We start from the raw sequence: 7567 nt of genomic DNA on the forward strand, positions 1-7567 counted from the left end.
CTCCAGCCCCCCTCCCCTCACCGCTTCAGGAGCTGCGCCCAGTCGTTCATGCGGAAAGGCGGCCATTCGGTCTCGATTGCAAGGCCGGGGCGTCGGTAGGTTTCGGCTGCGCGCTCGCGCGCGCGCCTGCCCTCGGCGTCGTTGTCCGCCAGCAGGATCACGGTTTCGACGGATGCCGGGATATCGACCTGGTGGAAGCGCTTGGCGCCCATGGTCGCCCAGGCCTGGATACCCGTGAGCGAGGTATAAGCAGCCGCAGTCTCGAACCCCTCGCAGATGCCGATGGTCTTGCCCGGCGGGCCGTTGGTCCATGCAGCGCCGATAGCCTGGCCGAGGACGCGCTTCTCGGTGTAGTCCGCTGTCGACGGATCGAGGAAAATCCGCTGGATCGCGGCGATCGCGCCCGCCTTGCGCATCGCGACGAGGAGTGCCGGCTCGAAGCTCGCAAGCATCCCCTTCCCTCGTGGACACCGGGGATGAAAGCGCAGGTCTTCAAGGGGTGCCCATATCTGGCGCACCTCGCGCACATATCGCTCCGCCAGAGTCGCTTCGATTGGTCGACCGGCTTGCCAGATTGCGAGGTGAATTCCCGTGTTGCGCTGGAAGCTGGGGGTCATGCCAGAGGCATCGACCGTCGGCAGGTCTGCGATGCGTCGAAGAGCTCTGATTACGTCCCGGCTGTCGCAACCTGCATGGCACGTTACGAGAATGGCTCGATCACCTTGGCGGATGGATAGAGATGGTGTTCTGTCGGCATGGCAAGGGCACCGACACATCGCGGTATTACCGGACCAATTGCCCCCGATGCGCCGAACAAGACTGCGTAGGTCGGGACTGGGATTGTTGTTGACGATGGGCATGACTGCCCAGTTCGACCCTACTCCCCTCCCCCTCGTCCTGCGCTTCAGCCTAACCGAAGTGCTCGGAAATCATCGGTCAGCCAGCATCCGAATTTGCGCGTCGCTCGGCATAACGAATGACAAAGGCTTCCCAGACTCTCAACCACTCGGCATCGGTCCGCTCTTGTTTGATACCGGGAAAGCCGGTGCGGAATGCGTTCGCCATGGTATCGACGCACCAGGGCTTACCCTTCTCAAGGCCGATTGCTCGGAACTTTGTTTCCCTTTCGCCATAGGTCAGGCTGCCTGCTGGGAAAGGAAATACGGGCTCGGAGACCTTGATGTTCCGGACACTCGACCGAGGAGCTTTGGTGACCGATGATCTCGGTGCGGTTTCCGGGGCCGGAGCGCCCAGCAACCGCAAGTGCGGGCCAACGAGCTTCCGCTCTAAAGGTGCCGGCGAAGGCCGCAGCACTACTTTCCTGCCGCTGAAATCAACGTCGGCGTTCGGGTAGACAGCGGAGACCAATTGCATTGTTTCGCGCACGGTCTGGCGGAAGCGTTTGCTGTCGGCGTCGTTGCCCAAGTGCTTGGCCAACTGGTCCCAAGATATTACCTGGCCTCGATCGCTGCTGATCCGCGGGAGCCTGTACGCGAGGTAGGTATAGAGATCGAGCGCTGTGGGTGTGCCCTTGAGCTCACGGATTGCAATCTCGTTCAACGGAACGGCGTGGTCGATAAGGTGACTATAGAACGCCTCGGACATCCGGATTTCGCGAGCAAACGCCCCATTTTTTTCCAGCGAGCCGGCGTATTCGTTTGAAATTTTTACGTCTCGCACGGCGAATGCGTTGTCGCCAGCGTCGTTGCCTTCCCAACGGATTTGCCATTCACACGCAAGGAGCCGATCGACTTGCTCGCGCATCAGATTGGCCGTTCCCCGTGGGCCATATGAGACGGTCTGGTAGCCAAGGCGGCGCATCCATTCCGTGAAATTACGCCCCAAATAAACGTCTCGCGATCGCTTTGTGACGGCCTGAGAAAGCAGATAGATCAGCGCAACGCGTGGATAAGCTCCATAGGGCACACCAACGCTTCGTAGCACGGGCTTACCGTCCACCGTCTGGAGAACCGGCCGTGGATTGATGGCCAGTGCATATTTTCCGTCTTCGCGAAGAATCGGTAGAGTATCGTCCTTCGGTCGCTTGGTCGGCAACGACATGGCGCACAATGCGGAATGCAGAAATGCCGGAACGGGTTCTTCGTCCTGGACGCGAAGGAAGGCATCCATCGTGAGTTGAGTGCCGGCAGACTGCGCTAAGGAGCGAACTCGCTCTTCACCGCCGCCTAGCATTGCTAGGGCGTATTGATGTCCGATTGGACGCAGTGTGTCTCCGCTCATTGAACCGTCCCTTCCCGACTCATTGGAGCCTCGGGTTGGTCGTTAAACAACAGGTTTGAGCTTCGAAAGCAAGGCCATTGGCAGTTTCGACGGGTTTCCGGGCCTCAAACCTCCAAGTCGGCCGATGATCTCGGAGCGGTTTGGAGGAGCGAAACCAAATCCAATCTCAATTTTGAAAAAAGCGATTCGCGAATCGGTTTTTCTAGGAGATTCCTTTAGTAGGTATGGGCTCCGAGATCATCGGTCCAAAGGGAACCGAGATCATCGGGGAAACGCACTGAATTCATCGGCTTGCACCGAGATCATCGGTGATTGTCCACAGCCGGGTCAATTCGGCTGTGAGGGCGCCCAGCGGACTATGGGGTTGTCGCCTCCTAGACACCTCGCGGGACCCGACATCATCGGTCTGAGTCCCTAAGTGCTGCATCGAGCCGGCTCCTGATTCGCGAAAGGGCACGGAGATCATCGGTCAATTTGTAAGGTTGGTGGCCGAAGTTTGCTCAAAACTGCCAAGAGTGCTAATTGGCGCCCTCAATCTCACAAAGCGGTGATCATGGCTACCGACGCAGCGCTCGACGCACAACCCGATGAACTCTTGGAAGACGGCCTTGGCAATCTGCACCGCAAGGCCCTCACCATCCTGAAGCGTATTCGTGACGGTGCGCTCGATCCGGAGACCGGGCAAAAGGTTGGCCCGTCGTATTCCATTTCGAAGGCGGCCTCCCTTGTGGGGCGAACAGCGTCTGCAATTCGCGAAGCTGAGCGTGATGGCCGCCTCCCGCAGCGCGACCGAACCGCTTCTGGCCACCGGGTCCAGTACTCATTGGAAGAATTGGATCATATGCGTGCCGTTTTTGGCACTCGCCCGTGGCGCGCTCCGACGGACACCCCGGCGGTCATCTCCGTCTCGAACTTCAAAGGGGGCGTAGGCAAGTCGACTGTGGCTCTGCACCTCGCACAGCACTTTGCCATTCACGGCTACAGGGTACTGTTCATCGACTGCGACAGCCAAGCCAGTTCGACGATGATGTTTGGTTATCGGCCGGATGTCGATCTGACCGAGGATGATACCCTTTACGGCCACTTCCATAATCCTGAACTGTTGGGTGTTCGTTCGATCATCCGGAAGACGCACTTTTTCGGGCTCGACCTGATCCCCGCCAATCTCAAGCTCTACAATCTCGAATACGAGATCGCCGGCTACCTGGCACAAAATCAGAACTTCGACATCATCGACATGATCGCCGAAGCCATCGATACGGTCGTCGATGACTACGACATCGTCATCATGGATCCGCCTCCGGCGCTTGGCATGGTTTCGATGGCAGTGCTGCAGGCGGCTAATGCGATGGTAATTCCTGTGCCGCCGAGCGTCATCGACTTCGCATCGACCGTGTCGTTTATCGACATGGCGCGCACAACGATGAAGCAGCTCGAGCAGCTCGCGAAGCGGGTGAAGCCGGCCTACAACTTTATCCGCCTCGTTGGCAGCAGGGTGGATGAAAGCAAGTCTATGCACCGCGAGATTCTTTCGATGATGCGGCAGGTCTTCGGCGGCTCGATGGCGACTTCTGTCCTCAAGACCAGCGCAGAAATCGACAATGCCAGCTCACGCATGAAGACGGTCTTTGAACTTGATCGACCGGTCACGTCCCATGAGGTTCACAACCGGTGCATGAAACATTTGAGCGACGTTTGCAGAGAAATCGAGGCGGATGTCATTCGGTCCTGGGCAAGCAGGGCAGGGGAGGCGGTCTAGGGCCGTTGCCACGTGGCAACAAAGACATAATACGGTGATAAATCAATAATTAAGCTCATGTTTTGAGAAATTGGATTGGTGCGACAAGGCGAGATTTTACTGGCTGAACGATGGATGTTGCCACGTGGCAACGTGCGAAGATTCAGGGTAAAATCGAGGCGCGGGCAAGGGCTTGTTGCCACGTGGCAACAAGCGGCCGCCAAATGTGATTTGAAAGGTTTGGAGTAGGTGATGGCAAAGGGTAACCGGGGCTTCGGCAGCAGTTTGACAGAGGGGCTCGACGACGAGATCGACGTCGGCAGCCCTGCGCCATCGGAGAGCATTATGGCGAGCCGTAGTCAGAGCCTCGCGAGGATTGCTGCCGGCAAAGTCGTCACGGATCGTACCGAGTGGGTCGACCCATCTCGCTGTCGTCCCTGGCGTCTGCATAACCGCGATCTGGACCACTTGAACGAAGAGAGTTGCCGCGATCTCATCGACGCATTCCTCTCCGCTAAGAAGCAGCGCATTCCCGCGATCGTACGCCGCCTCAAGGATGACCCAGACTACGACTTCGAAATCATCGCGGGCGTAAGGCGATGGTGGACCGTTCAGTGGCTACGCGAGCATCATCACCCGGAATATGAATACCTCGTCACGATCCAAAACGTTTCGGACGAGGAAGCGTTCAGGGTTTCGGACATCGAGAACCGGTCGCGCAAAGATATCTCTGACTGGGAGCGGGCAAAGGAATATTCCCGGGCGTTGGAGGAGTTCTACGATTCCAACCAGAGCGAAATGGCAGAGCATCTGAAGATTTCGCGCTCATGGCTCAGCCGCCTGCTCGATGTGGCGCGGTTGCCGGCCGAGATCGTGAACGCCTTTCCTGACACGCATGGCATCACGGTCCGCATCGCAAGAGACATCAAGCCACTCACTTCAGAAAAGCGCACCCTGGATCTGATGGTCGCAGAGAGCAGGGCCATTGTTGCTGAGCGCGACGATCTCGGAATGGCTATGCCCGCTCCGGAAGTGGCAAAGCGTCTTATTCGAGCCACTGTCGCCCCTGCAAAACCTGCTGGGGGCGACGTCGAAGTGAAGGGCGCCGCTGGCAAGGTTATCTTGCGCTATGTCTATTCATCGAGGAGCGGATATACCTTCAAGGTGCCTGCGCGTAGCGGCGCTTCGGCAGCTGAGGTCTTGAAGGCCATTGAGGCTATCCTGACGTCCTGACCTTTTGGGGGCGTTGTCCAAGATCATTCGGTGCGTCGATCGTCCAATTCGCCTGGGGGTGGATCGGGACCAAAGGGCAGGGAAGGGCGGTCTCGTTCGCCTGCGCGGATGAGGCGGCGCATTTTGCCCGCCGACTGCTGCGCCGCCGGGCGTCCGCGCCCAAGCGGATCGGCGTGCCCTACCGCGAGGTCGCGTTGGCGCCGTAGGAGGCCTCAGGAGCCTCTGTGAGCGCCTTTAGGGGCCAGGGCATGGTCTTCGGGGCGCAGCGTTGCCAGATCGGCTTTCTCGAGCGCCATAGCGGCCTGTGAAGCGGTACGGCGGGTCACGCCGAGCGCGCGAGCCAGTTCGGCGCGGGTGAGGGGACCCAGCCCGCCAATCAGTTGCCACATCGCTGGCGCCTGCGACGAGGCGTAGAGGCCCGCGAGGCGTTCTTCGCCGCGCGCCACCATAGCTGTGACGGCGGCGAGGTCCGCTCCTACGTCACCCGCCGCCGCGCCGATCGCACTCGCCAGCAGGGAGGGGAGGGGGCGTTCGGGATCGGCGCGGAACAGGGCCCGCGGGGCGAGCCCGGCGAGCGCCAGCGGTGCTGCCCCCAGTCCGAACACCTGCGGGCGCATCGCGGCGGCGAGCGAGGCGGCCCAGGCACTTCCGCGCGCGGCGAACCGCTGGAACACGCGGCCCTCGATCAGCACCTCCTCGCTGCCGCCCTCGAGAAAGTCGATCTCGTCCTCGCGCAGCTGGCGGAGCCATTCGGTCAGGGCTGCCAGGGGCTCGCGTGCCGGGAGCAGGGCATCGAGCCGTTCCAATGCCCGGTCGGCGGCCGCAAAGGTCGATGAGAAGCTCTCGCGTGCGTCCTTCGCGGCGAGCGCGAGCCTGGCCGCGCGGGCGAGGGGAGGGGGGCCGCGCCGGGCGATCCAGGACAGGAAGTCCTGCCGTTCGGCCGCGTACCACGAGCGGGTCAGTTCGGCCGCTTCAAGCCCCGGATTGTGCTCGGGGCCTTGGTTTTCTTGAGGAAAGTCGCGGACATGGACGCGCCACAGCCGCCTGAGCGAGGCCCGCGCCAGTCCGTCGGCGACCTCGGCGGACAGGAACGGCAGCGCCCCCTCGAGCCGTGCGAGGGCGAGTTGCCACGGGGGAGGGGCGTGATCCATCGGCCAGAGAATATACTATAAGCCAAAAAAGTATACTCCGCTTGTACGGTCCATTCACTGTCCGATAATGGCTCTTCTCGGACAGTGAAAATAGGCATATGACAAGGCCGATCCTGCGCGGGAAAAGGGCGAAAATGTCAAAGGAAACTACGGAGGCCGCCAGGTTCGACGCCCGAGGCACCTTGACCACGGGTTCGGCGGTATCGCATGCCACCGTCGCCGGACCCGGGAGCCGGCTGCACGCGGAGATCGCCGCAGCGCGGGGTTACCGCGCGCAGGCCAAGGCGGCGAACACCCTGCGGGCCTATACCAGCGATTGGAACCAGTTCGAAGGGTGGTGCGACGAACGTTCACTCGACCCGTTGCCGGCGCGGCCTGAGGCGGTGGCAACTTACCTTGCTTCGCTCGCGCTCGAGGGCAAAGCCGATACAACCATTGGGCGCCATCTTGCTGCAATCGGATGGAAGCATCGGCAGGACGGTCTCGTGGCGCCGAGTGCGCTAGATGCGCGCATGGTGATCGCCGATACGCTCGCGGGGATCCGCCGCGAGGCGAGAGCGCGGCCCAGCGCCCGCAAGGCGGCGATCACCGCCAGTGAGCTTGCGGCGATGATTGCAGCGGCGGATGGGCAAGGCACACGCACGATCCGAGACCGGGCGATCATGGCGCTGGGACTGGCAGCAGCGCTACGCCGGTCGGAACTGGTCGCGCTCGAAAGGCGCGATGTGGAAATGGTAGACAAGGGTCTGAAGCTGACGCTGCGCCATTCCAAGACCGACCAGGAAGGGGAGGGGCAGGTGATCGCGGTGCCCGCGGGCAAGACGCTGAGGCCCGTCGAGCGGCTAACGGCGTGGCTGGCGGTGCGTGGCGGTAGTGCGGGGCCGCTGTTCTACCAGATCGACCCACAGGGCAGGCTGACCGACCAACCCATGTCGGACCGCTCGATCGCCCGGTTGATCCAGAAGTACGCGGGGCGCGTGGGGCTCGATCCCGAAACAGTGGCGGGACATTCGCTGCGGGCTGGGTTCCTCACCGAAGCTTCTCGCTCAGGCGCCACCATCGCCAAGATGCAGGAAGTGATCTGCCCCCTTCTGAGTGGTCCAAAATCTCTGTTATTTTGGATCATGAAGGAGTTTGGAAATGGGCAAGAGGCACAAGCCGGAAGAGATTATCGGCAAGCTGCGTGAGGCTGAGATCGTGTTGG

The 7567-nt window shown here is 61.0% G+C and carries 7 protein-coding genes; 4 read left to right on the top strand and 3 right to left on the bottom strand.

Going from position 1 to position 7567, the window contains the following annotated elements:
• Positions 1–17: 17 nt before the first annotated feature.
• Entirely contained in the window at positions 18–860 is an 843-nt protein-coding gene (locus OO12_RS29470) for a DUF7146 domain-containing protein (RefSeq protein ID WP_034161362.1), read from the bottom strand.
• A gap of 76 nt (positions 861–936) precedes the next feature.
• Positions 937–2241, bottom strand: coding sequence for a replication protein RepA (locus OO12_RS24715; RefSeq protein WP_006949342.1), 1305 nt, complete (start codon positions 2239–2241; stop codon positions 937–939).
• A 553-nt stretch (positions 2242–2794) separates the two neighbouring features.
• Between OO12_RS24715 and OO12_RS24720 the strand changes: the two genes are divergently transcribed.
• The 3 genes from OO12_RS24720 (at position 2795) to OO12_RS27785 (ending at position 5418) form a co-directional block, all read left to right on the top strand.
• The gene (locus tag OO12_RS24720) at positions 2795–4000 is read left to right on the top strand and encodes an AAA family ATPase (protein WP_006949340.1); all 1206 of its coding nucleotides are present in this window, start codon (positions 2795–2797) and stop codon (positions 3998–4000) included.
• Positions 4001–4231: 231 nt separating this feature from the next.
• Positions 4232–5212, top strand: a complete 981-nt coding sequence (locus OO12_RS24725) for a ParB/RepB/Spo0J family partition protein (RefSeq protein WP_006949336.1) — start codon at positions 4232–4234, stop codon at positions 5210–5212.
• Positions 5209–5418 (top strand): WGR domain-containing protein, encoded by a 210-nt coding sequence (locus OO12_RS27785; protein ID WP_152616646.1) that lies wholly within the window; start codon positions 5209–5211, stop codon positions 5416–5418. Before OO12_RS24725 ends, OO12_RS27785 begins: the two co-directional genes overlap by 4 nt.
• 6 nt (positions 5419–5424) lie before the next feature.
• On the opposite strand, the gene OO12_RS24730 is transcribed toward OO12_RS27785, so the two are convergent.
• Positions 5425–6363, bottom strand: coding sequence for a MarR family transcriptional regulator (locus OO12_RS24730; RefSeq protein WP_006949334.1), 939 nt, complete (start codon positions 6361–6363; stop codon positions 5425–5427).
• Between the two features lie 98 nt (positions 6364–6461).
• On the opposite strand from OO12_RS24730, the gene OO12_RS24735 reads away from it, so the two are divergent.
• Entirely contained in the window at positions 6462–7550 is a 1089-nt protein-coding gene (locus OO12_RS24735; RefSeq protein ID WP_235365006.1) for a site-specific integrase, read from the top strand.
• Positions 7551–7567: the final 17 nt, after the last annotated feature.

It is taken from the genome of Sphingomonas sp. ERG5 (genome assembly GCF_000803065.1).
In the GTDB taxonomy this organism is placed as follows: Bacteria; Pseudomonadota; Alphaproteobacteria; order Sphingomonadales; family Sphingomonadaceae; genus Sphingomonas.